The 22,405-nt window shown below is 71.8% G+C and carries 14 protein-coding genes and 1 pseudogene; 4 read left to right on the top strand and 11 right to left on the bottom strand.

All coding sequences use genetic code 11. The features are described 5' to 3' along the window. Positions 1-22 precede the first annotated feature (22 nt). The 3 genes from STRBO_RS45360 to STRBO_RS0108510 all read right to left on the bottom strand — a co-directional run bounded on the left by STRBO_RS45360 (position 23) and on the right by STRBO_RS0108510 (position 3,111). Positions 23-154, bottom strand: coding sequence for a hypothetical protein (locus STRBO_RS45360; protein WP_005479955.1), 132 nt, complete (start codon positions 152-154; stop codon positions 23-25). Between the two features lie 331 nt (positions 155-485). Continuing rightward, positions 486-2,117, bottom strand: coding sequence for an L-glutamate gamma-semialdehyde dehydrogenase (gene pruA / locus STRBO_RS0108515; protein ID WP_005479956.1), 1,632 nt, complete (start codon positions 2,115-2,117; stop codon positions 486-488). A gap of 67 nt (positions 2,118-2,184) precedes the next feature. After that, on the bottom strand, positions 2,185-3,111 hold the full coding sequence (locus STRBO_RS0108510) for a proline dehydrogenase family protein (RefSeq protein ID WP_020114061.1): 927 nt from the start codon (positions 3,109-3,111) through the stop codon (positions 2,185-2,187). Positions 3,112-3,218: 107 nt separating this feature from the next. Between STRBO_RS0108510 and STRBO_RS0108505 the strand changes: the two genes are divergently transcribed. Both STRBO_RS0108505 and STRBO_RS0108500 read left to right on the top strand, forming a co-directional pair. After that, the gene (locus tag STRBO_RS0108505; RefSeq protein WP_005479959.1) at positions 3,219-4,439 is read left to right on the top strand and encodes a PucR family transcriptional regulator; all 1,221 of its coding nucleotides are present in this window, start codon (positions 3,219-3,221) and stop codon (positions 4,437-4,439) included. A gap of 139 nt (positions 4,440-4,578) precedes the next feature. Continuing rightward, positions 4,579-6,312, top strand: a complete 1,734-nt coding sequence (locus STRBO_RS0108500; RefSeq protein ID WP_005479961.1) for a serine/threonine-protein kinase — start codon at positions 4,579-4,581, stop codon at positions 6,310-6,312. An 84-nt stretch (positions 6,313-6,396) separates the two neighbouring features. On the opposite strand, the gene STRBO_RS0108495 is transcribed toward STRBO_RS0108500, so the two are convergent. The 7 genes and pseudogenes from STRBO_RS0108495 to STRBO_RS0108465 form a co-directional block, all read right to left on the bottom strand. Beyond that, entirely contained in the window at positions 6,397-9,321 is a 2,925-nt protein-coding gene (locus STRBO_RS0108495; protein ID WP_005479963.1) for a helix-turn-helix transcriptional regulator, read from the bottom strand. A gap of 226 nt (positions 9,322-9,547) precedes the next feature. Continuing rightward, positions 9,548-11,137: a phosphoglycerate dehydrogenase gene (gene serA / locus STRBO_RS0108490; protein ID WP_005479965.1), complete on the bottom strand. Its 1,590-nt coding sequence runs from the start codon at positions 11,135-11,137 to the stop codon at positions 9,548-9,550. Positions 11,138-11,393: 256 nt separating this feature from the next. After that, positions 11,394-12,395, bottom strand: a complete 1,002-nt coding sequence (ilvC, locus tag STRBO_RS0108485; RefSeq protein ID WP_005479968.1) for a ketol-acid reductoisomerase — start codon at positions 12,393-12,395, stop codon at positions 11,394-11,396. A gap of 117 nt (positions 12,396-12,512) precedes the next feature. Continuing rightward, positions 12,513-13,040, bottom strand: coding sequence for an acetolactate synthase small subunit (ilvN, locus tag STRBO_RS0108480; RefSeq protein WP_005479969.1), 528 nt, complete (start codon positions 13,038-13,040; stop codon positions 12,513-12,515). Positions 13,041-13,061: 21 nt separating this feature from the next. Then, positions 13,062-14,924, bottom strand: a complete 1,863-nt coding sequence (locus STRBO_RS0108475) for an acetolactate synthase large subunit (RefSeq protein WP_028796544.1) — start codon at positions 14,922-14,924, stop codon at positions 13,062-13,064. Positions 14,925-15,170: 246 nt separating this feature from the next. Next, positions 15,171-18,306 (bottom strand): annotated as a pseudogene (locus tag STRBO_RS0108470) (putative bifunctional diguanylate cyclase/phosphodiesterase). A gap of 391 nt (positions 18,307-18,697) precedes the next feature. Then, positions 18,698-19,699, bottom strand: a complete 1,002-nt coding sequence (locus STRBO_RS0108465) for a 2-hydroxyacid dehydrogenase (protein WP_005479982.1) — start codon at positions 19,697-19,699, stop codon at positions 18,698-18,700. A gap of 75 nt (positions 19,700-19,774) precedes the next feature. On the opposite strand from STRBO_RS0108465, the gene STRBO_RS0108460 reads away from it, so the two are divergent. Then, complete coding sequence (locus STRBO_RS0108460) at positions 19,775-20,773, top strand: aldo/keto reductase (protein ID WP_020114058.1); 999 nt, start codon at positions 19,775-19,777, stop codon at positions 20,771-20,773. 226 nt (positions 20,774-20,999) lie between these two features. Next, complete coding sequence (locus STRBO_RS0108455; RefSeq protein ID WP_020114057.1) at positions 21,000-22,148, top strand: PQQ-dependent sugar dehydrogenase; 1,149 nt, start codon at positions 21,000-21,002, stop codon at positions 22,146-22,148. An 8-nt stretch (positions 22,149-22,156) separates the two neighbouring features. Here STRBO_RS0108455 and STRBO_RS0108450 read toward each other — a convergent pair whose 3' ends face one another. Next, on the bottom strand, positions 22,157-22,360 hold the full coding sequence (locus STRBO_RS0108450) for a DUF6191 domain-containing protein (RefSeq protein WP_005479987.1): 204 nt from the start codon (positions 22,358-22,360) through the stop codon (positions 22,157-22,159). Positions 22,361-22,405: the final 45 nt, after the last annotated feature.

Here is a 22,405-nt window from a genome sequence, read left to right as displayed (position 1 = left end):
GGTGCGGCTCCCGGCAGGGGGCTCAGTGCCCGGTCGAACCGCCGTTGTCCCTGCGGTCGAGGGCGCGCTGGAGGGCGGCGGCGGCGTTCTTGCGGTCGGACTCGGTGGTCCGGGAAACGTGACGGACTCGGCGGCGGACGGTCGTCTCGGCCATGGGAAATCGACTCCTTCGAGGCATTCCGGAGTTCGGAAACGGGAGGTGTACGAGACGCCGGAAGGGGCGGGGAGCGGGGCCGCAGGGGTTGCCTGCCTAGGGCTCCGGCTCACGACCGCCATTCGCTGGATCGAGCGAGACGTTCGGCTCCTACAAAGCTAGGCGAGGTCGGCGCATCTGTCTCCACAGTTAGTCGGACTTCCTACTATCTGAGACGGTGGATTGGGTCACACATCGTTGACCTGGCCTTTTCCCATCCGTCACATGACCGCGCCCCCGTTCCCGGGTCCCGGGAACGGGGGCGCGACGAGCGGCGGACCAGATGTCCGGGTCAGCCCATGTGCGGGTACGTGTAGTCCGTCGGCGGGACCAGGGTCTCCTTGATGGCGCGGGTCAGGGTCCAGCGCATCAGGTTCTGCGGGGCCCCGGCCTTGTCGTTGGTGCCCGAGGCGCGGCCGCCGCCGAAGGGCTGCTGGCCGACGACGGCGCCGGTGGACTTGTCGTTGATGTAGAAGTTGCCGGCCGCGTAGCGGAGCCTGTCCATCGTGTACGCGGCGGCCGCGCGGTCGCCCGAGATCACCGAACCCGTCAGGGCGTAAGCGGACACCGACTCCATCTGGGTCAGCATCTCCTCGTAGCGGTCGTCCTCGTAGACGTGGACGGCGAGGAACGGGCCGAAGTACTCGGTGGTGAAGACCTCGTTGGCCGGGTCGGTGCACTCGACGACTGTCGGGCGGACGAAGTACCCGACGGAGTCGTCGTACGAGCCGCCCGCGACGATCGTGCAGGTCGGGTCGGACTTGGCGCGGTCGATGGCGGCCTTGTTCTTGGCGAAGGAGCGTTCGTCGATGACGGCGCCGACGAAGTTGGACAGATCGGTGACGTCGCCCATGGTCAGGTACTCGACCTCGGCGGCGAACTCCTCCTTGAAGCCCGAGTTCCAGATCGACGCCGGGATGTAGGCCCGGGAGGTCGCGCTGCACTTCTGGCCCTGGTACTCGAAGGCGCCCCGGGTGAGGGCGGTCTTGAGGATCGCGCGGTCGGCGGACGGATGGGCGACCACGAAGTCCTTGCCGCCGGTCTCACCGACCAGCCGCGGGTACGAGCGGTACTTCTCGATGTTCGCGCCGACCGTCTTCCACAGGTACTGGAAGGTCTTCGTCGAGCCGGTGAAGTGGATGCCGGCGAGGTCGCGGTGCTCCAGCGCGACCTCGGACACCTCGATGCCGTCGCCGGTGACCAGGTTGATGACGCCCTTGGGCAGGCCCGCCTCCTCCAGCAGCCGCATCAGCAGCACGGCGGCGTGGGTCTGCGTGGGGCTCGGCTTCCAGACCACCACGTTGCCCATGAGGGCCGGGGCGGTCGGCAGGTTGCCCGCGATGGCGGTGAAGTTGAAGGGGGTGATCGCGTAGACGAAGCCTTCGAGCGGGCGGTGGTCGAGACGGTTCCAGACGCCCGGCGAGTTGGCCGGGGGCTGCTCGGCGAGCAGGTCACGGGCGTACTTGACGTTGAAGCGCCAGAAGTCGACCAGCTCGCAGGGACAGTCGATCTCGGCCTGCTGGGCGGTCTTCGACTGGCCCAGCATGGTGGAGGCGGCCAGCGTCTCGCGCCAGGGGCCGGCGAGCAGCTCGGCGGCGCGCAGGATGATCGCCGCGCGGTCGTCGAAGGACATCGCGCGCCAGGCGGGCGCGGCGGCGAGGGCCGCGTCGATGGCGTCCTGGGCGTCCTGCCGGGTCGCGTTGGCGTAGGTGCCGAGGCGGGCCTTGTGGTTGTGCGGCTGCACCACGTCGAAGCGGTCGCCGCCGCCCATCCGCCGCTCGCCGCCGATGGTCATCGGCAGGTCGACCGGGTTCTCGGCCAGCTCCTTGAGCCTGGCCTCCAGCCGGGCCCGCTCGGGCGAGCCGGGGGCGTAGCCGTGCACCGGCTCGTTGACGGGGGTGGGGACCTGGGTCACAGCGTCCATGATTTCCGTAACTCCTTGACGTGAGCGGTGTCCTGAGCGGGCGGTGTCCTGAGCGGGCGGTGTCGGCTCAGCCCTTGCTGATCATCGAGCGGACGAAGAAGCGCAGGTTCGCCGGCTTCTCCGCGAGGCGGCGCATGAAGTAGCCGTACCAGTCGGTGCCGTACGCGGTGTAGACGCGCATGCGGTGCCCTTCGGCGGCGAGCCGCAGGTGCTCGTCGCCGCGGATGCCGTAGAGCATCTGGAACTCGTACTCGTCCGGTTTGCGCCCGGCGCGGTGGGCGAGTTCCTGGGTGATGGAGATGAGGCGCGGGTCGTGCGACCCGATCATCGGGTACCCCTCTCCCTCCAGGAGGATCTTCAGGACGCGTACGTACGCCTTGTCGATCTCGGCCTTCTGCTGGAAGGCGACCTCGGCGGGCTCCTTGTAGGCGCCCTTCACCAGCCGCACCCGGCTGCCGTTCGCGGCGAGGCGGCGGGCGTCGGTCTCGGTGCGGAAGAGGTAGGCCTGGATGACGCAGCCGGTCTGCGGGAAGTCCCGCCGCAGCTCGTCGTGGATGGCGAACATCGAGTCGAGGGTGGTGTGGTCCTCGGCGTCGAGCGTGACCGTCGTCCCGATCGCGGCGGCCGCCTCGACGACCGGCCTGACGCCTGCGAGGGCCAGCTCGTGGCCGCCCGGGAGGGCCTGGCCGAACAGGGAGAGCTTGACGGACATCTCGGCGCGTTCGCCGAGCTCCAGCTCCTTCAGCCGGTCGATCAGCTCCAGATAGGCGTCGCGGGCGGCGGTGGCCTGCTCCGGACGGGTGATGTCCTCGCCGACGACGTCCAGGGTCACGTCGAGGCCCTTGGCGGTGAGGTCCCGGACGACCGGGACGATGTCGTCGACCCGCTCCCCGGGGATGAAGCGGTCGACGACCTGCCTGGTCACCGGCGCCGCCGAGATCAGGCGTCGTATCCGGCCGCTGCGCGACGCGGCGAGAATCACGGGACCCAGCACGGGGCACCTCCACAGACCAGCAGACAGAACCACCGTGAAACCTAAGGATCCCGCCGATCGTCGGCCATCGACAGCTGTCACGCATCCGTGCCGCAGATCTCAGACAGATGTATGAAGACCTGTCCGTACGGGACAATGCCCGGGTGACGCCGGAATCCGCATCGCCCCACCCCGTGGGCGACTACCAGGACCTCGTCGACGAGATCTCCGAGCTGCTCGGCGCCCCGGCGACGCTGGAGAACCGCGACTTCGAGCTGATCGCCTTCGGCGCGTACGACAGTGAGGGCGACCTCGATCCGTCCGACCTGGACCCGGTCCGCACCCGCTCGATCCTGACCCGCCGCTCGACGACGGCGGTGCGGGAGTGGTTCGAGGGCTTCGGCATCACCCGGGCGACGGCCCCGGTCCGTATCCCGCCGACCCCGGCGGCGGGGGTGCTCCGGGGCCGTGTCTGCCTGCCCGTACGCCATCGCGGTGTCGTGCTCGGCTACGTCTGGCTCCTGGACGGCGACCCGGGCCCGACGAGCGCCCAGCTCGCCGCCGCGATGGCGGTCGCCGCCCGCATCGGCGCCCTCCTCGCGGACGAGGCCCAGGCCGGCGCCGACCTCACCCGGGAGCTGCGCGCGGTGCTGACCGCCGAGCGCGACTGGGAGCGCGACATGGCGGTGGCGGAGCTGCGCACGGCTCTCGGCCCGCGCGGCGACGGCGTCCACGCGATGGTGTGCGTGGCCCCCTGGCCCTCCGCCGACCCCGACGACGCCCCCTCCTTCCGTACGGTGCCCGGGGCGACCGCGCTGTGCACGGTGCCGTGGGGCACGGCGGGCCGGGGCCTGGCCCTGCTGGTGCGGCTGCGCTCGGCGGACGTACCGGCGCCGGCGCTCGTCGCCGCCGCCCGGCTCCTGGAGCGCGCGGGCACGCACGCGGCGGCGGGCGTCTCGGGCGCCCGTGCGGGCCTCGCCGAACTGGGCACCGACTGGCGGGAGGCCTCGGCGGCGGCGCGGGCGGCGCTGGCGGAGCCGCGTCTCGGCCCGGTCGCCGAGTGGCACTCCATCGGCCCGTACCGGCTGCTCACCGCGCTCCCTCCCGGGACCCCGCAGGACCCCTGTGTGCGCCTGCTCCTCACCCCGGCCCACCGCGAACTCGCCCACACCGCCGAGGTGTTCCTCGACCGGGCGGGCCAGGCGGGCCGCACCGCCGCCGAGCTGGGCATCCACCGCCAGACCCTCTACTACCGGCTCTCCCGCGTCGAACAGCTCACCGGCCTGCGGCTGACGGACGGCGAGGACCGGCTGCTGCTGCACATGGCGCTCAAGGGGGCGCGGCTCTGACCTCCGGTCCGGTCGGCCGCGAGCACTTCCGGCACACCTCCGAACAGCATGCTCACAACAACCTTTAGGCTGTTTCCGTCGGTCGGATCATCGGACCGACGCATCGGGGGAGATCAGGAAAACAGGGGGACGTGCGCCGTTGAACGACGCGACCGAGGTGTTCCAGCCGCTCCAGGCCGACGACCCACCGCAGATGGCGGGCTACCGTCTCGCCGCCCGGCTGGGCGCGGGCGGCATGGGCCGGGTCTATCTGTCGCACACCCAGGGTGGCAGGCCGGTGGCGATCAAGGTGGTCCGCCCGGAGCTGGCCGACGACCCGGCCTTCCGGCGGCGGTTCGGCCGGGAGATCAGGGCGGCCCGGCGGGTCCGGGGCGCCTACACCGCCGAACTGATCGACGCCGACGCGGACGGCGTACCGCCCTGGCTGGCCACGCTCTACGTGCCCGGCCCCTCCCTGGCGGAGGCCGTCGCCCGGCGCGGACCGCTGCCGGTGCCCGCGGTGCTCTGGCTGATGGCGGGCGTGGCCGAGGCGCTGCAGGCCATCCACGGCGAGGGCATCGTGCACCGCGACCTGAAGCCCTCCAACGTGCTGCTCGCCGCCGACGGGCCCCGGGTCATCGACTTCGGCATCTCGCTGGCCGCCGACCTCACCTCGAACACGGCCACCGGCACCGCCGTCGGCACGCCCCAGTTCATGGCCCCCGAGCAGGCGACCGGCGGTGCGGTCACGACGGCGACCGATGTCTTCGCGCTGGGCCAGACGGCGGCGTTCGCGGCCCTCGGCGAGCCGCTGTACGGCGACGGACCCTCGGTCGGTGTGCTGTACCGGATCGTGCACTCGGCACCCGACCTGTCCCTGCTGCCCGAACCGCTCCGCCCGATGATGGCCCGCTGTCTCGCCCTCGACCCGGCAGAGCGCCCCACCCCGGCGGAGGTCGTCGAGTGGTGCCGCGGTCGGCTGGGCCGGGACGCCGACACGGGCGGCGGGCCCGCCGTCTGGCGCGAGGTCACGGGCCCGGAGGTCTCGGTGCCGCCCCCGGCGACGGCCCACGGGGCCACCGTCCCGCACCCGATGCCCTTGCTGTCGCCGACCCGGCCGCTGGGGCCGCACGGGCCGTTGGTGCTGAACGGGCCGCTGGTGCTGAACAGGCCGATGAGGGCGATGGGTCCGAACGGGCCGGCAGGGCCGGAACGGCCGGAGCAGCGGCGTGCCCGGCGGCGGCGCACCGCGCTGCTCACGGTCGTCGCCGTGACGGGAGGCGCCCTGCTGATCGCGGGCCTGGGGTGGACGCTCAAGCAGGGCGTGGACCGGTACCGCACCCGGGAGACGACCTCCTCCTCGACCTCCGGTGGCGACAGGTCCGCTGGGTCGTCGGCGTCCCCGTCACGGTCCGCGACGGACCCGGGGACGAAGGGCACGGCGGACGCGGGGACCGACGGCGAGCGGACGTCCGGGACGGCGAACCCCTCCCCGACCGCGCCCGGGGACCCCCAACCCACCGCCTATCCCATGCAGTTCCTGTCACAGACGAGTTCCGTCGACATCCGGAGCGGCAGGACACGCGAGGACCGCAAGGGCGATGTCCGTCTTTCCTGCAAGGAGATCCTCTGCGCGCTGGAGAGCGACAAGAGCGTGATCACGATGATGTACGCCGACCCCGGCGCCACCCTGGAGACGTGCCGTATCGCCCTCACCGGCGCCAAGAGCCACAGCTTCACGCTCTCCGGAGCGGCGGCCGGCAGCGAGTTCTGCGTCAAGCACCCCTCCGGAGACATCGCCCTGCTGGTGATCCAGGTCAAGTCGACCGCGCTCGGGGACCACGAGGCCAGCTTCGTCACCGCGGACATGACGGTCTGGCCGAAGAAGACCTAGGCACACCCGGAGGTCCGGCCGACGGGCCGGGAGCACACCCGACGGTCCGGCCGACGGCCGGGACAGCGCCCTCCCCGGTCTCCGTCACCCCGCCGTGATCAACCCCTCCCGATACGCGATGGCCACCGCCTCCGTACGGCTGGCCGCGCCCAGCTTGGCCAGGATGTTGGACACGTGCACACTCGCCGTCTTCCCGGTGATGAACAGCTCGTCGCCGATCTGCCGGTTGGTGCGCCCGAGCGCGAGCAGCCGCAGGACATCACCCTCCCGCGCGGTGAGCGCGGGTACGGCCCCGGCCGCCGGGGCCCGCGCCAGCCGCCCCCGACGGACCAGGTCGTCCAGGTCGGCGCGCAACGCCACGGCCCCCAGCCGGTCGGCGGTCTCCCCCACCGCCCGTGCCTCGGCCCCGGCCTCCTCCCGCTCGCCCGCTTGCGCCAACGCCTCCGCCAGCCGTAGCCGGCACCGCGCCCGCTCGTACGGATCACCGAACGCGAACGCGTCCACCACCGTGCGCCAGGCCTCGACATCGGGCCCGGTCCGCACCCGCGTCCACTCCGCCTCGGCCCGGCTGAGCCACGCGAGTCCCTCCGGCCCCTGCCGGCCCCCGTCCTCCCCCTCGGCGGCGGTGACCCGCGCGGCCCGCACCAGCTCCTCACCGGTGGCCGCCCAGCGCCGTACGCCCTCCTCGTCGCCGGCCGACCGCCGCCGTGCCACCGCGTCCGCGATCGCCCCCAGGGTGAGCGCCGCCAACCGGACGGTCGCGTCGGGCCGGACCCCGGCCAGCTCGGTGAGGGTGGCGACGCTCGAACGGTACTGGGCGACCGCGGCCTCGGGGTCGTGCCGCAGCAGGGCCGCCTCGGTGAGGACGATGCCCCCGACGAGGCAGGTCATGAAGTCGGGCGGCCCGTCCAGGAGCGCCCGCGCCCGCTCCGCGGCGCCCTCGTCGCCGCGCGCGAGGCCCACGTACAGGGCGGGCCCGACCGCGTAGCCGCCCGCCACGGGGAGCCGGTCGGCCTCGGCGGCCGAACGGACACACTCGTCCCAGCGGCCCAGCGTGTAGAGGCACAGGGAGTGCAGATAACGCATCTCCACCGGGTACGGGGAGGAGAGCAGCCCGGTGCGACCCGCCCGGTCCAGCCCCTCGGAGAGCCAGCCGAGGCACTCGTCGAGGTCGCCGGATTCGAAGCAGCCGACGGCGAGGTTGAACAGGGCGCGCATCTCCACCGGGACGTTCCCCGCCCGCCCGGCCAGCTCACGGGCGTCCTTCAGCCGCGCACGGCCCGCCCGGGTACGCCGGTTGCTCCGGGGGTCGAGGCCGACGACGGAGACGATCAGGTCGGCCTCGGCGTCGGCCAGTCCGAGCCGCCCGGCGACGCCCAGTGCCGCCTGCGCGACCCGCCCGGCCTCCTCGTCCTCCCCCACGTACCGCGCCGCCATCACGTGCGTGGCCGCCGCCCACACCCAGGTACGGGACGGGGGCTCGGCGGGGATCATCGCCAGCGCCTCGCTGCTGTACCGGAACGCGGCCTCCAGGTTGTCCACGCGCATCAGGTCACCGGCGAGGGTGTAGCGCACCCGGGCGGCCAGTTCGGAGCCGGCGTCCGGGCCGGCTCCGGCGAGCGCCGAGCGGGAGAGGGAGACGGCACGGTGGTTCTCCCCGGCACGCGCGGCGGCGGACGAGGCGCGCAGGGTGAGGGTGACCGTGTCGAGGTCCCGGGGCAGGGCCCCGCACTCCACGGACGACCACAGATCGAGGGCGGCCTCCAGATGCCGCAGCTCCTCGGCGGGCGCCCCGATGCCGTGCGCGTGATCGGCGGCCTCGACGGAGGCGGTCAGCGCGTCGGCGAGGTCATGGCTCTCGCGCGAGTGGTGCGCCCGTTCGGCGCTCTCCCCCGGCCGGCCCCGGCGGGCCAGCAGCTTCGCGAACACCCCGTGCAGGCGCGCCCGTTCGCCCGGCAGCAGATCCGTGTAGACCGCCTCCCGGGTGAGGGCGTGCCGGAACTCGTACGTCGATCCCTCACCCGGCAGCAGCAGTTGCCGGCCGACGGCCTCCCGCAGCGCCGACTCCAGCTCCTCGTCGGGGAGTTGGACGGCCTCCCGCAGCAGGTCGTGCCCGACCCGGCGGCCCGCCACGGCCGCCGTGCGCAGCACCTGCTGGGCGGCGCCGGGCAGTTGCTCGATCCTGATCAGCAGGAGGTCGGCCAGCCCGCTCGGCAGGACCGCCCCCGGCTCGTCCGCCGTCGCGGCCAGCAGTTCCTCCGCGTAGAAGGCGTTGCCCTCGGCCCGCTCGACGATCCGGCCGATCGTGGCCTCGGACAGCGGCTCGGCGCGCAGCGAACGCACCAGCCGGGCGACCTCCTTGTCCGGCATCGGCCGCAACTCCAGCCGCTCCACGGCGGGCAGCCGCACCAGTTCGGCGAGCAGCGGGCGCAGCGGGTGGCGGCGGTGCAGGTCGTCGGCGCGGTAGGACGCGAAGACGGCGAGGCGGTGGGGCGCCACGCCTGGGGTGGGGCGCTGGAGGACGCCCCGGCTGAGCAGGAAACGCAGCAGGTCCCGTGAGGACTGGTCGGCCCAGTGCAGGTCCTCCAGCACGAGCAGGGCGGGGGTCGTCTCGGCGAGGTCCGTCAGCAGGGCGGCGATGCCCTCGAAGAGCTGGAGCCGGTCGCCGCCGTCGGTTCCGCCGCCGAGGAGACGGCCGGTCGCCGGGTGCGCCTGAAGGAGCGGCGCGAACCGCTCGTCCGCGGCCAGGGCGCCGAGGATCTCGGTGAACGGCAGATAGGGCAGTCCGACGTCGCCGAGGTCCACGCAGTGGCCGGTGAACACGACGGTGCCGTTGCGCGTCGCGTACGCCGCGGCCTCCGCGAGGGTCCGGCTCTTGCCGACCCCCGCGTCCCCCGCGACCAGCACGGCCCGGGGCTCCCCGGCCCCGGCCCGGTCCAGCACGTCCCTCAGCCGGGCCATCTCGGAGTCCCGCCCGACGAACGGCGCGTACACGATGCTCTGAGCCACCTGGCCATCCTGGCACGCCCGCGCACGCCCCCCGGCGTGCGTGGTCGGGTGCGGGCCCGGTGGGGGCTGGTCGTGCCCCTAGAAGCCCAGCCCCTGCTTCTCAGGGGCGCGGGGAACCGCGCGAGAAGCCCCACCGGGCCGACACCCGACGACGCACCAGAAGGAGGCGGGGCCCAGGCCACCCCAGGTGACCGGACCCCGCCTCTGCTACCGCTGTGAAGAACCGTCAGACCAGGTTGACCGACCGCGCCGACGTCGCGCCGATCTCCTCGGCGACCTCGGCGAGCACCACCGGGGGAACGGTGTCGTCCACCGTCAGCACCGCCAGCGCCTCCCCGCCCGCCGCGGACCGCGCGACCTGCATGCCGGCGATGTTGATCCCGGCCTCGCCGAAGACGCGACCGACGGTGCCGACGACACCGGGCCGGTCGACGTAGCTGAGGACGACCATGTGGTCGGCCAGCGCGAGGTCCACGTCGTACTCACCGACCGCGACGATCTTCTGGTGGTGCTTCGGCCCGGCGAGCGTGCCGGACACCGACACCTCCTCACCGCTGCCGAGCGTGCCGCGCACGGTGACGACATTGCGGTGGTCGGGCGACTCGGAGCTGGTGGTCAGCCGCACCTCGACGCCACGCTCCTGCGCGAACAGCGGAGCGTTGACGTACGACACGGTCTCGTCGACGACGTCCTCGAAGACGCCCTTGAGCGCGGACAGCTCCAGCACCTTCACGTCGTGCTGGGTGATCTCGCCGTACACCTCGACGTCGAGGCGGACCGCGACCTCACCGGCCAGCGCGGTGAAGATGCGGCCGAGCTTCTCGGCGAGCGGCAGACCGGGCTTGACGTCCTCGGCGATGACCCCGCCCTGCACGTTCACCGCGTCCGGGACCAGTTCACCGGCGAGGGCGAGCCGCACGGACCGCGCCACCGCGATGCCCGCCTTCTCCTGTGCCTCGTCGGTGGAGGCACCGAGGTGCGGGGTGCAGACGACCTCGTCCAGCTCGAACAGCGGCGAGTCGGTGCAGGGCTCCTTGGCGTACACGTCGAGGCCCGCGCCCGCGACCCGGCCCTCCTTGAGCGCCGAGTACAGGGCGGCCTCGTCGACGATCCCGCCGCGCGCGGCGTTGACGATGCGCACCGAGGGCTTGACCTTCTGCAGCGCCTCGGCGCCGATCAGACCGACCGTCTCGGGAGTCTTCGGCAGGTGGACGGTGATGAAGTCGGAGACCTCCAGCAGCTCGTCCAGCGACAGGACCTTGACGCCCATCTGGGCGGCCCGCGCGGGCTGCACGTAGGGGTCGTAGGCGACGACCTTCATGCCGAAGGCGGACATGCGCTGGGCCACCAGGGCGCCGATGCGGCCGAGGCCGACGACGCCGAGGGTCTTCTCGGCCAGCTCCACGCCCGTGTACTTGCTGCGCTTCCACTCGCCGTTCTTCAGCGCCGTGTTCGCCTGCGGGATGTGGCGGGCGGTGGCGAGGAGCAGACCGCAGGCCAGCTCGGCGGCGGTCACGATGTTCGAGGTGGGGGCGTTGACGACCATCACGCCGGCCTTGGTGGCGGCGGAGACGTCCACGTTGTCCAGGCCGACGCCGGCGCGCGCGACGACCTTCAGCTTCTTCGCGGCGGCGATCGCCTCGGCGTCGACCTTGGTGGCCGAGCGGATCAGGATGGCGTCGACGTCGGCGATGGCCGGGAGCAGTTCGGCTCGGTCCGCTCCGTTGACGTTCCGGATCTCGAAGTCCGGGCCCAACGCGTCGACGGTGGCGGGCGACAGCTCTTCAGCGATCAGTACGACTGGTTTCGCGCTCACGTGAGTCCTCACAAGTCCAATGCTGCGGACGGCCGTCCCGACGGCCGCAGGCGGTGGAGGGGAGTGACACCCGGGATTCCCCCGATGTCGCTTGGCCGCGTGGAAGACGCACGACGCTGTGGGCCTGACGCGTATGTAGTGCAGCAGTGTAGTGGCGCCGGAGGCGTCGTCCCACGCCACCGCGGAAAGGTCACCCGGACGTGAGAGCAAGGCCGGTCACGGCACCGGGTGAACCCCGCCGTGACCGGCCCCCGGATCACGCCTCTTCGTCGTTGACCCAGCTCATGAGCTTGCGCAGCTCCTTGCCCGTGGTCTCCAGCAGGTGCTCGGAGTCCTGGGTCTTGTACTCGTTGTACTTCTTCAGACCACCGTGGTACTCGTCCATCCACGCCTGGGCGAAGGTGCCGTCCTGGATCTCGGCGAGGACCTTCTTCATCTCGGCCTTGGTGGCGTCCGTGATGATGCGGGGGCCGGTGACGTAGTCGCCCCACTCGGCGGTCTCGGAGATCGACCAGCGCATCTTCTCCAGGCCGCCCTCGTACATGAGGTCGACGATCAGCTTCAGCTCGTGCAGGCACTCGAAGTACGCGATCTCCGGCTGGTAGCCGGCCTCGGTCAGCGTCTCGAAACCGGCCTTGACCAGGGCGGCCGTACCACCGCAGAGCACGGCCTGCTCACCGAACAGGTCGGTCTCGGTCTCCTCGGTGAAGGTCGTCTTGATGACACCCGCGCGGGTGCCACCGATGCCCTTGGCGTACGACAGCGCCAGCGCGAAGGCGTTGCCGGTCGCGTCCTGCTCGACGGCGGCGATACACGGAACGCCGCGGCCCTCCTCGTACTGGCGGCGGACGAGGTGGCCGGGGCCCTTGGGGGCGACCATGCAGACGTCGACGCCGGCCGGGGGCTTGATGAAGCCGAAGCGGATGTTCAGGCCGTGGCCGAAGAACAGCGCGTCGCCGTCGTTCAGGTTGTCCTTGATGTGGTCCTCGTAGACCTGCGCCTGGATCGGGTCCGGGACGAGGATCATGATGACGTCGGCCTCGGCGGCGGCCTCCGCCGGAGTCACCACGCGCAGGCCCTGCTCCTCGGCCTTCGCCTTGGACTTGGAGCCCTCGTGCAGACCGACGCGGACGTCCGCACCCGAGTCGCGCAGGGACAGCGCGTGGGCGTGGCCCTGGCTGCCGTAACCGATGACCGCGACCTTGCGGCCCTGGATGATGGACAGGTCGGCGTCGGCGTCGTAGAACAGCTCGGCCACTTTGGGTTCTCTCCTTGAGTGCAGGTGTTGCGTCCACCGTATGACGGCGGGCGGGATGAAAGTCCGCGGGTCTCGGCATACGGGCGGCCGCGCGTCGTCGGCCGCCCGTGTCGTGTGTCAGGCCGAACGGTCCAGGGCGCGTAGCGAGCGGTCCGTGATCGAACGGGAGCCGCGGCCGATCGCGATCGTGCCGGACTGGACCAGTTCCTTGATGCCGAACGGCTCCAGCATCTTGAGCATGGCGGTCAGCTTGTCGCTGGACCCGGTGGCCTCGATGGTGACGGCCTCCGGGGAGACGTCGACGGTCTTGGCGCGGAACAGCTGGACGATCTCGACGATCTGGGAGCGCGTCTCGTTGTCGGCGCGCACCTTCACCAGAACGAGTTCCCGCTGAACGGCGGAGCCCGGTTCCAGCTCGACGATCTTCAGGACGTTGACGAGCTTGTTGAGCTGCTTCGTCACCTGCTCCAGGGGCAGTTCCTCGACCACCGTCACCACGATGGTGATACGGGAGATCTCGGGGTGCTCGGTGACACCGACCGCGAGCGAGTCGATGTTGAAGCCGCGACGGGAGAACAGCGCGGCGATCCGGGCCAGGATGCCGGGGGTGTTCTCCACCAGGACGGAGAGCGTGTGCTTGGACATGTCTGGTTCGGTCTCTCTCGCTCAGTCGTCTTCGTTGTCGCCGAAGTCGGGGCGGACGTCACGGGCGGCCATGATGGTGTCGTTCGAGGTGCCGGCGGCGACCATCGGCCACACCATCGCGTCCTCGTGCACGACGAAGTCGACGACGACCGGACGGTCGTTGATCGAGTTCGCCTCCTCGATGACCTTGTCGAGGTCGTCCGGGGACTCGCAGCGGATCGCGTAGCAGCCCATGGCCTCCGACAGCTTCACGAAGTCGGGGACGCGGGTGCCGCGGGCGTTGGGGTTGACGTCGTCCGGGCCGCTGTGCAGGACGGTGTTGGAGTAGCGCTGGTTGTAGAACAGGGTCTGCCACTGGCGGACCATCCCGAGGGCGCCGTTGTTGATGATGGCGACCTTGATCGGGATGTTGTTCAGGGCGCAGGTGGTGAGTTCCTGGTTGGTCATCTGGAAGCAGCCGTCGCCGTCGATCGCCCAGACGGTGTTGGCCGGGGCTCCGGCCTTGGCACCCATGGCGGCTGGGACCGCGTACCCCATCGTTCCGGCGCCGCCGGAGTTCAGCCAGGTGGCAGGCTTCTCGTACTGGATGAAGTGGGCGGCCCACATCTGGTGCTGGCCGACGCCCGCCGTGAAGATCGTGCCCTCGGGGGCGAGCTGTCCGATGCGCTCGATGACGTGCTGCGGGGAGAGCGAGCCGTCGCCCGGCTGGTCGTAGCCGAGCGGGTAGGTCTCGCGCCAGCGGTTGAGGTCCTTCCACCAGGCCGCGTAGCGGGGGCCCTCGGCCTCGCCCGGTCCGCTCTCGCTGTGCTCCCTCTGCACCGCCTGGACCAGGTCGGCGATGACCTCGCGGGCGTCACCCACGATCGGGACGTCGGCGGCACGGTTCTTGCCGATCTCGGCCGGGTCGATGTCCGCGTGGACGATCTTCGCGAACGGCGCGAAGCTGTCCAGCTTGCCGGTGACGCGGTCGTCGAAGCGGGCGCCGAGGGCGACGATCAGGTCGGCCTTCTGCAGTGCGGTGACGGCGGCCACGGAGCCGTGCATCCCGGGCATGCCCAGGTGCTGCGGGTGGCTGTCGGGGAACGCGCCGAGCGCCATCAGGGTGGTCGTGACGGGCGCGCCGGTCAGCTCGGCCAGCACCTTCAGCTCGGCGGTCGCGTGCGCCTTGAGGACACCGCCTCCGACGTACAGGACGGGCCGGTTGGCGGCGGTGATCAACTTGGCGGCCTCGCGGATCTGCTTGGCGTGCGGCTTGGTGACGGGCCGGTAGCCGGGCAGATCCATGGTGGGCGGCCAGCTGAAGGTGGTCTTCGCCTGGAGGATGTCCTTGGGGATGTCGACCAGGACCGGTCCCGGGCGGCCGGTGGAGGCGATGTGGAACGCCTGCGCGATCGCCCGGGGGATGCCCTCCGCCTTGGTGACCAGGAAGCTGTGCTTGGTGATCGGCATGGTGATGCCGACGATGTCCGCCTCCTGGAAGGCGTCCGTGCCGATCGCCTTCGACACGACCTGCCCGGTGATCGCGACGAGCGGCACGGAGTCCATGTGCGCGTCCGCGATCGGGGTGACCAGGTTGGTGGCGCCCGGCCCGGAGGTCGCCATGCACACCCCGACCTTGCCGGTGGCCTGCGCGTAACCGGTGGCCGCGTGGCCGGCGCCCTGCTCGTGACGGACCAGCACGTGGCGCACCCGCTTGGAGTCCATCATCGGGTCGTACGCCGGCAGGATGGTGCCCCCGGGAATGCCGAACACCGTGTCGGCCCCGACCTCCTCGAGAGAGCGGATGAGGGACTGCGCACCCGTGACGTGCTCGACGGGGGTGGACGGTCCTCCGGATCGGGGCCGCGGCTGCGGATGGTGGGCCCCGGTGGCCTGCTCGGTCATCGGCATTCTCTTCTCGATGCTGAGGGTGTTTTGCGAGGTTCGTGCGGTGTGCGGCTAACGCCGACCAGTGCCCGTGCAACAAAAAACCCCTCCTTGCCACAGGGCAAGCGAGGGGAGCGCGTCGGGTACGGTCGCTGGAAATTCCGGATCGTCGTCCGGTGGGTCCCAGCTTCAGCCGACGCGCTTTCCAAGTACGAGGATTCGGGTGCGCATGGCAATGACCCTCTCTCCGGCGCGCACCACGTGTCAAGCGGGTGGGACGGGAGTCTCAACATGTGAGCGACGGGCACGTCCGGCTCCGTGGTGGACAGCGGTGACACCACTTGTGTACACCCCCGCACCCGTCACTGCTCCTTCACCCCTGGGGCGCCAGGGTCGGCGCCGAGGCCACGACGCGGCCCTCCTGTTCTCTCGTGCCGCCCGCGAAGGCGGGTTCCGCCGGTCCGGAGGGCACCGGGAAGTGGCCGAGGGACAGGGCCCGGCGAAGGCGGTACTCGTCCAGCGGTCCGCAGAAGGCGGCGCCCTGACCATGGGTGCAGCCCATCGCGCGCAGGGCGAGAACCTGCTCGGGCAGGTCCACCCCGTCGGCGACGGACTGCAGCCCCAGGTCGTCGGCGATGCGCAGCAGCCCGCGAGTGATCTTCTGCAGCCGGGTGGACTCCACGATCCCCTCGACGAGGCCGCGGTCCAGCTTCAGTACGTCGACGGGGAGCCTGCGCAGGGCCGTGATGGCCGCGTGCCCACTGCCGAGGCCGTCCAGGGCGATGGTGACGCCGAGGCGGCGCAGCTGGTTCAGCCGGCGCTCCAACTCGTCCGGCGGGCCCTTCAGCTCGGTGTCGGACAGCTCGACGACCAGGGAGCCGGAGGGCAGCCCGTGGCGGGTGAGGAGCGTCTCCAGCGAGCCCGGGGGCAGTGAGCGGTCCAGCAGACGCCGGGCGCTCATCCGGACGGACACCGGGACGTTCAGCCCGCTGGTGAGGCGGTCGGCGGCCTGCTCGACGGCCTGTTCGAGCATCCACCGGCCCAGCTCGGCGGTCTTCTCGCTGTCCTCGGAGACCCGCAGGAACTCGGCGGGCGTGAACAGCACCCCCTGGGACGAGCGCCAGCGGGCGGCGGTCGCGACCGACGAGATCCGGCCGGTCGCCAGCTCCACGACGGGCTGGTTGAGCAGCATGAACTCGCCGTCGTGCAGCGCGGCCCGCAGCCGGGTGGCCAGCTCGGCCCTGCGGACGACGTCCTGCTGCATCTGTGGCTTGTACAGCTCGACGCGGCCCTTGCCGGACGCCTTGGCCCGGTACATGGCCAGGTCGGCGTTGCGCAGCAGCTCGCCCGCGCCGAGGCCGGGTTCGGCGAAGGAGACGCCGATGGAGGCGGCGACCCGGACATCGTTGCCGTCGATGGTGTACGGCTGCGAGAGGGCGATCCGGAGCCGGTCCGCCAGCTCCACGATGTGCCGTTCCCGGGCGACGCGGTCGTGCGTGCCGTCCCCGACGATCAGGGCGGCGAACTCGTCACCGCCGAGACGGGAGGCGGTGTCCCCCTGCCTCACGGCGTCCTGGAGTCTGCGGGCGGCCTGGACGAGCAGTTCGTCCCCGGCCTGGTGACCGATCGTGTCGTTGACGGCCTTGAAGCCGTCGAGGTCGATGAACAGGACCGCCGTGTTGCGCAGGGCGGCACCGCGGTCGGAGGAGCGGCGGCCGGAGAGCGCCTGCTGGACGCGCTTGGTGAACAGGGCGCGGTTGGGCAGGTCGGTGAGCGGGTCGTGCTCGGCGTTGTGCTGCAGCTGGGCCTGCAGGCGCACGCGCTCGGTGACGTCCCGGCTGTTGAAGATGAGGCCGCCGTGGTGGCGGTTGACCGTGGACTCCACGTTCAGCCAGCCTCCCCCGGCGCCGGCCTTGAAGCGGCACTCGATGCGGGTGGTGGGCTCCTCGGCGGGGCTGGCGGCGAGGAAGCGGCGCACCTCGTGGACCACGCAGCCGAGATCCTCGGGATGGATGATCGAAGCCAGCTCCTTGCCGACCAGGTCCTCCGCGGGGCGTCCGTAGACCCCGGCGGCGGCCGGGCTGACGTAGCGGAGGATGCCGTTCGGCGCGGCGATCATGATGACGTCGCTGGAACCCTGCACCAGGGAGCGGAAGTGGTTCTCCTTCTGGGCCAGTTCCTGGGTGAGGGTGATGTTGTCGAGGAGCATGATGCCCTGGCGCACCACGAGGGCGAGCACGACGGTGCAGGCGGTGATGAGCACCACGCGGTCGACGCGGCGGCCGTTGAGGACGTTGTAGAGGATGCCCAGCGTGCAGACGGCGGCGGCCAGATAGGGAGTGAGCGCGGCCAGGGATCCGGCGATGGGACGGGTGGCCGGATACCGACCGTGGCCTCCGCCCTGGAGGAGCGCGTGCGCGTGCCCTCCCTGCGGGCTGTCGTGCCGGTGCCCCGGATGTACGTCGTGACGCAGGCCCGGGTGTACGTCGGGGCGCTGGCCCGGGATGTGTTCGTGCACCACGCGTGCGTGCCCGCCCTCCTCCCCCTGTCCGTGGCGCCTGCCGGCCCAGGGGGCGTAGGCGAGGAGCACGGAGCCCGCGAACCAGCCGGCGTCGAGGAGCTGGCCCGATTCGTAGCTGCTGTGCACCAGGGGGGAGGTGAACAGGGCGTCGCACATCACGGTGAGCGCGAGGGCGCCGATCGCGGTGTTCACCGCGGAGCGATGCATCGACGAGCGGCGGAAGTGCAGCGCGAGCACCATGCTGACCAGGGCGATGTCGAGCAGCGGGTAGGCCAGCGAGAGCGCGGTGTGCGCGGTGTCGCTGTCGTCGATCTGGGCGTTCTGCGCGAGCGCGAGGCTCCAGGAGAGGGTGACCAGGGAGCCGCCGATGAGCCAGGCGTCCAGCGCGAGGCAGATCCAGCCGGCCTTGGTCACCGGCCTCTTGGCCAGCACCAGCAGACCGACGATGGCGGGCGGCGCGAAGCAGAGGAAGAACAGGTCCGCGTAGCTCGGCTCGGGCACGGGCCGCTCCAGGACGACCTCGTACCACCCCCAGACGCCGTTGCCCAGGGCGGCCATGGCGGAGGAGAGGGCGAACAGCAGCCAGGCGGGCCGAAAGCGGCTGCTGCGGCTGCGCGCGTAGCGGAAGCAGGAGACGGCGGCCGCCGCGGCGGCGGCGCTGAGCCCGAAGTCGCCCATGACGAGGGCGACTTGCTCATTGCCCCAGCCGAACGCGGCGCCGACGGCGTAGGCCGCGCAGAGCAGGGCGAGGACGATCTGGGCCCGCAGGCTCGCGCCACCGTGGTCGGGTGCCCGCCCGCCGGGCAGCGGGCCGGGCAGCGGCTGGGCCGCCCGCAGCGCGGGGCTCAGCGTGGGGGAGGAGGACTGGCGGGGGCTCACGGGGTCTCCCCGGTGAGCGCCGCTCCCCTGCCCCGCTGGTCCCGGTGTGCGCGGTGGGTGTGCTTTCTGCGGTTGCCGTGCCCGCGGTGATGACCTTGACCGCTGTGGCCGCCGTGGCTCCCGTGCGGGTGCCTCCGCGTCGCAGCTCGCCAGGGCCGTCGTCGGCGGCTCCGCCGCGTCGGATCGTTCGTCCATAGGCCGTGCATCGCCCGTCGCCCCCCTCGCTGTCTCAAGTTCGTCCCCGGCGCCGAACGGTGCGCGGCGCTGCCCCTGTCGGGACGATACACCAGTCTCGTCACTCAGGGACATAGTTCCTCTACGCTCAGTGACCGTCTCTGGCAACACGAGCACGGTCCGCTTCCGAAGGAACGCGGAGGGTGCCCGAAGTGGACTACACGTCGTCCGTCCCGCCCGTCGTAAAGACCACGTTGCGCAGAGGCTCCCGGTTCACGAATCGCCCCAACTGGTCCACCAGCAGCCTCTTGGCACGCGGCAGAAAGGCCGACGTGGGGCCGCCGACGTGCGGACTGATGAGCACCCCGGGCGCGCGCCAGAGCGGGTGCCCGGGCGGCAGCGGCTCGGGGTCGGTGACGTCGAGGGCCGCGGTGATGCGCCCGGTGTCCAGTTCCGCGAGCAGCGCCTTGGTGTCGACGACGCCTCCGCGGGCAACATTCACCAAGAGGGCCCCGTCCTTCATACGGGCCAGGAAGTCGGCGTCGACCAGCTTTCTCGTCTGTTCCGTGAGAGGAGTGGACAGGATCACGACATCCGCCGTCGGCAGCAGGGAGGGCAGGTCGGTGAACGAGTGCACCGGTCCGCGCGCCGTGGTGCGCTCAGAGCGCGCGACGCGCGCCACACGCGCCACCTCGAAGGGCACGAGCCGGTCCTCGATGGCGGCGCCGATCGCGCCGTAACCGACGATCAGGACGGACCTGTCGGCGAGCGCGGGACGGAAGTCGCCCTGCCAGCGCTCCTGTTGCTGGTCACGGACGAAGTCGGGGACGCCGCGCAGCGAGGCGAGGGTCAGGGTGAGCGCGAGTTCGGCCGTGCTGGCCTCGTGCACCCCGCGCGCGTTGCAGAGCTGGACCCCGGGCGGGAGCACGGACATCCGGGCCAGGACGTCGTCGACACCCGCCGTGAGCGTCTGGACGACCCGCAGACGGCGCATGGACTCCAGCGGGTTCACGGTCCTCGGACGGCGCTTCATGTAGGGCACCACGTACAGGACGCAGTCCGCGGGGTCGCCCGGGAACGGCTCCGTGCCGTCGTCGCCCCCGTCCCAGAAGAGGTAGCGGGGACCCTTGGGGAGCCCCTCGATCTCGTCCGGCGGGATGGAGAGCCACACATCGCCGGTCACGCCCGCGGTCGGGTCGCCAGTCGCGTCAGCAGTCATGCTCCGGAGGCTATGTCAGGTACCCGGTACGGCAGAGGTTAGGTTGGGGGTCGGGAGAGGGAGGGTCACGACCAGGTGGAGCGCAGGACGATCGGCGCGGCGACGCTCGAGGTGGGGGCCGTAGGACTCGGGTGCATGCCGATGAGCTGGGCGTACACCAGGTCGCGGCAACGGGGCGACGAGTCGATGCGGACGGTGCATCGGGCGCTCGACCTCGGCACCACGCTGCTGGACACCGCCGACATGTACGGCCCCTTCACCAACGAGCTGCTGGTGGGCCGGGTGCTGAAGGAACGCCGTGCGGAGGCCTTCGTCTCCACCAAGGTGGGTCTGCTGGTGGGTGAGCAGCACATCGTGGCCAACGGACGCCCCGGCTATGTGAGGCGTGCCTGTGACGCCTCGTTGCGCCGGCTCCAGACCGACGTCATCGATCTCTACCAGCTCCACCGGGCGGACCCCGAGGTCCCCGTGGAGGAGACGTGGGGTGCGATGGCGGAACTCGTGCAGGCCGGGAAGGTCAGGGCGCTCGGTCTGTGCGCGGTGGGCGCGCGGGCGGGGCGCCGGCCGGGCGCGGGCGTGTACGACACCACGCTCCGCCAGCTGCGGCGGGTCCAGCAGATCTTCCCGGTGAGCGCCGTGCAGGCGGAGCTGTCGGTCTGGTCGCGGGAGGCACTGGACTCCCTTCTTCCGTGGTGCGTGGCCCGTGGCATCGGCTTCCTCGCCGCCATGCCCCTGGGGAACGGTTTCCTCACGGGCACCCTGACGCCCGGCGGGGGCTTCGAGCGCGACGACCTCCGCGCCCGTCATCCCCGTTTCACCGCGGACATGATGGCCGCCAACCAGCCGCTGGTCGTCGGCCTGCGCCGCGTCGCGGCCCGCCATGGGGCGGAGGTGACCCCGGCGCAGGTCGCCCTCGCCTGGGTCCTGTCCCTCGGCCCGCACGTGGTGCCGGTGCCGGGCACCAAGCAGGCCCGGTGGGCCGCGGAGAACGCGGCCGCCCACGCCCTGCGCCTCACGGCCGCGGATCTGGCGGAGGTGGCGGCCCTTCCTCCGGCCCGGGGATCCTGGGACTGAGGGGATGCGGCGGCCCGTGTGCCGGGCGGTGCACCGCGGTGCGCGGCGTGACGTGGCGGGGCGGGGCGTGGCGGGGCGGGGCGTGGCGGGGCGTGGCGGGGCGGGGCGTGGCGGGGCGTGCGAAATATCTGCTTGATCGGGCGGAGGCGGAACCTGTGGGGCACTCGCGGTGTAAGACAGGTAGAAGCTCCACGCCGAAGGGACCGTGATGGTGCAACGTCGAGTGATGACGGCCGCGTTGGCCGCAGCCGTGCTCCTGGTGACGACCGGCTGCTCCTCCGACGACGGGGAGAAGAAGGACACGGCCGGCAGCTCACCCCCGAGCAGCAGCAGTGCCGAGTCGCCTCCGCCCGAGCGGGCGGCGGACACGGCGCCCCCCGCCAAGGGCTCGGTGAAAGTGGTGCGCACCGTCGCCGAGGACCTCGACACCCCCTGGGGCCTCGCGCCCCTGCCCGAGGGCGGGCTCCTCGTGTCCTCCCGCGACGAGGCCACGATCAGCAGGATCGACGAGAAGTCGGGCGAGAAGACCGTGCTCGGAGAGGTCCCAGGCGTGGCCCCGGCCGGGGAGGGCGGCCTCCTGGGCCTCGCGGTCTCCCCGGAGTACGCCTCGGACCACATGATCTACGCGTACTTCACCTCGGAGTCCGACAACAGGATCGTGCGGATGCTGTACGACCCCGAGAAGCCGGCGGGCGAGCAGCTCGGCGCCCCCGACACCATCCTCCGCGGCATCCCCAAGGGCACGAACCACAACGGCGGCCGTCTCGCCTTCGGCCCGGACCAGATGCTCTACGCGAGCACCGGCGAGCGGTACGAGGGCCCCCTGGCCCAGGACAAGGACTCCCTCGGCGGCAAGATCCTCCGCATGACACCGGAGGGCCGGCCGGCCCCGGGCAACCCCTTCGACGACTCCGTCGTGTACTCGTACGGCCATCGCAACGTCCAGGGCCTGGCGTGGGACGCCAAGCAGCGCCTGTGGGCCTCGGAGTTCGGCCAGAACACCTGGGACGAGCTGAACCAGATCCGGCCGGGCGGGAACTACGGCTGGCCGGAGGTGGAGGGCAAGGGCGGCAAGTCCGGTTACGTCGACCCGGTGGCCGTGTGGCGTACGGACGAGGCATCCCCGAGCGGTATCGCCATAGCGGAGGGCTCGGTCTGGATGGCGGGGCTGAAGGGCCGGCGGCTGTGGCGCGTCCCCCTCGACGGCACGAAGACGGCCGCCGCCCCCCATGCCTTCCTGGAGGGCGACCACGGACGCCTCCGCACGGTCGTCTCCGCCGGTGGCGACAGGCTGTGGCTGGTGACCAGCGAGACGGACGGCCGGGGATCCCCGGAGGACGGCGACGACAAGATCCTGGAGCTGCAGGTGAAGTGACCCGCCGCCTACTCCCCGGCCTCCCGGTCCGCCCCGGCCTCCTCCTCGACCGGCTCGGGCGGGCGTACGACGACCTTCCCGGACGCGAGGTCTATCGGTCCGCGTCCCGGGTCGTTGTCCCCGACGTCCTCGCGGGTCAGTGCCAGCCGGTTCTCCTCGTCTCGCGTGTGCTTGCGGCCAGGTGCGAAGAGTTCCTCGAAGGCGTTGAACATGGTGCTCCCTCCCCCGGGGGCCGCGAGGCGGCGGGCGGTCGGCCC

This window comes from Streptomyces bottropensis ATCC 25435, from assembly GCF_000383595.1.
Lineage (GTDB): Bacteria > Actinomycetota > Actinomycetes > Streptomycetales > Streptomycetaceae > Streptomyces > Streptomyces bottropensis.
Note: the sequence above shows the minus strand (reverse complement) of the source record. Positions and strands in the feature narration are given on the sequence as shown.

Coding starts and splice junctions, on each gene's coding strand:
- STRBO_RS45360 (WP_005479955.1), bottom strand. CDS start 154: ATGGCCGAGACGACCGTCCGCCGCCGAGTCCGTCACGTTTCCCGGACC.
- pruA (WP_005479956.1), bottom strand. CDS start 2,117: ATGGACGCTGTGACCCAGGTCCCCACCCCCGTCAACGAGCCGGTGCAC.
- STRBO_RS0108505 (WP_005479959.1), top strand. CDS start 3,219: ATGTATGAAGACCTGTCCGTACGGGACAATGCCCGGGTGACGCCGGAA.
- ilvN (WP_005479969.1), bottom strand. CDS start 13,040: ATGTCCAAGCACACGCTCTCCGTCCTGGTGGAGAACACCCCCGGCATC.
- STRBO_RS0108475 (WP_028796544.1), bottom strand. CDS start 14,924: ATGACCGAGCAGGCCACCGGGGCCCACCATCCGCAGCCGCGGCCCCGA.
- STRBO_RS0108465 (WP_005479982.1), bottom strand. CDS start 19,699: ATGACTGCTGACGCGACTGGCGACCCGACCGCGGGCGTGACCGGCGAT.
- STRBO_RS0108455 (WP_020114057.1), top strand. CDS start 21,000: ATGACGGCCGCGTTGGCCGCAGCCGTGCTCCTGGTGACGACCGGCTGC.
- STRBO_RS0108450 (WP_005479987.1), bottom strand. CDS start 22,360: ATGTTCAACGCCTTCGAGGAACTCTTCGCACCTGGCCGCAAGCACACG.